This is a genomic window from Escherichia sp. TW14182 (assembly GCF_000208525.1).
GTDB classification, from domain to species: Bacteria; Pseudomonadota; Gammaproteobacteria; order Enterobacterales; family Enterobacteriaceae; genus Escherichia; species Escherichia ruysiae.
Window position 1 is genome coordinate 1 of sequence record NZ_AEJZ01000378.1, and the last position, 1,619, is coordinate 1,619.

Annotated in this window: 3 protein-coding genes; 2 read left to right on the forward strand and 1 reads right to left on the reverse strand. The window is 50.2% G+C overall.

What is annotated here, in order from left to right; all coding sequences use genetic code 11:
- Positions 1-195: 195 nt before the first annotated feature.
- Positions 196-765 (reverse strand): hypothetical protein, encoded by a 570-nt coding sequence (locus EQY_RS27055; RefSeq protein WP_237712289.1) that lies wholly within the window; start codon positions 763-765, stop codon positions 196-198.
- A gap of 14 nt (positions 766-779) precedes the next feature.
- Between EQY_RS27055 and mobA the strand changes: the two genes are divergently transcribed.
- On the forward strand, positions 780-1,115 hold the full coding sequence (gene mobA / locus EQY_RS0122050; RefSeq protein ID WP_000045229.1) for a plasmid mobilization protein MobA: 336 nt from the start codon (positions 780-782) through the stop codon (positions 1,113-1,115).
- Positions 1,116-1,120: 5 nt separating this feature from the next.
- A complete protein-coding gene (locus EQY_RS26550; protein ID WP_000635640.1) occupies positions 1,121-1,618 on the forward strand; it encodes a relaxase/mobilization nuclease domain-containing protein in 498 nt (165 codons plus the stop codon).
- Position 1,619: the final 1 nt, after the last annotated feature.

Consider the following 1,619-nt stretch of genomic DNA (forward strand, 5'->3'; position numbering starts at 1 on the left):
GTGGTAAAGGAATGGCTGCGGTGTGTTACCACGTCATGGCGTGCTCTTCTGGCTGATGGTTCACATTGATACTGTCACTCTGTACAGCCCGGTGTCACAGATAACACCATGAAACAGTATTGGTTACTACCTGGCGAACTGCATGACATGGTGTTAAGTGAGTAACAGAAAGGAATAGTGATTCACCGTAAGGCTTCAGGAACAGGTCTGCATATCTGACGCAGAAGATGATTTCTTCTGATTTCGTGATGATTTTCTCCTGGTGTTCTGATGCGTAGTGATGATCTCCTTGATTGCACGCTCACTGACCGTTATCTGGCAGCTTTCGAGTGCAGATTTTATATCCTTTACGGAATAGCCTTTCCGTGTAGCCAGTTCCATGATTTGTGATTTCAGCCCTTCAAGAACATCCTTTCCGGTCAGGCGTGTTTCAGTCAGATCGGGCAACGCCTCAAGCTGCTTTTTTGCCTGTTCTATCTGCTCTTTAGTGTAGAAGTTTCTGGCGGCCATCTGTTTTTCCTCTGAATAGCGAACCGGGCACATTATATCAGGCAGGGTGCGAAGCCTCCAGTCGCCACACAGCCACTTGGTGTAATGACAATGAAAGCCATGCGGGGCATAATAGACGAAAACCAGACACCAAAGACGGGACAGGATATGTTTTGTAGCACCGCCATCTTCGATGGCTTTGCTACAAAACCCCTGGTCAGGGCACAGCCCCGACACCCCAGACAGAAAAGACACGACATAACGATGGTTGAACACCGGAAAAGAGCGCGATGAGCAAGAGTGAAAAAAGAAACAGAACAGCCCTGCTTCCCAGCGTTCGTTGTCTGCCGGAGGAAAAGGCACTGATTAAAGAAAAGGCCGAACTTTCCGGTATGAGCGTGGGGGAATATCTTCGTCGTTGTGCTCTGGGTCGCCGCATCGCACCGCCCACGGATATCCGCATGATTAACGAGCTTCTGCGTCTCGGTGGTCTGCAGAAACATCTCTACAATCAGATGCAGTCTCATATGACACCGGAACTGAGTAAGCAGTTTTCGGAGGTACTTGTTGCGCTGAAGAAAGCGGTTGTTGCCATCCATACCGGTGTTCATCATCAGGAGAAGTAAACGGCGTGATTGTGATTGTTCCGGAAAAAAGGCGCGATGGCCGGTCCAGCTTTCTGCAGCTGATCAGCTATCTGATTTGCCGGGTGGACAAGAAGCCCGGTGAATTGCTGTCGCCGGATAATCCTTATGTCCGTCCGGTCCGGTCGCGCGAAGCCATCGTGGAACATCTTGGTCACTTTATTGAAGAGGGGATGGATTTACACCGGAATCATGTGCTGTCCCGGAGTGACGACGGGCGTCAGCAGGTGCTCTGTGGCGAGGTTCTGTGTGAAACAAACTGCTTCGGTATTGAAACGGCAGCTGCTGAAATGGATGCGGTTGCGTCGCAGAACCGGCGCTGTCAGGACCCGGTGTATCATGCGATTCTGTCGTGGCGTGAAGAAGATAATCCGACAAATGAGCAGATTTTTGAGTGCGCCAGATATGCACTGAAGGCGCTGAACATGAGCGATCACCAGTATGTTTTTGCCATTCACAGTATCGTTCCGGCGAACTCATATTGAC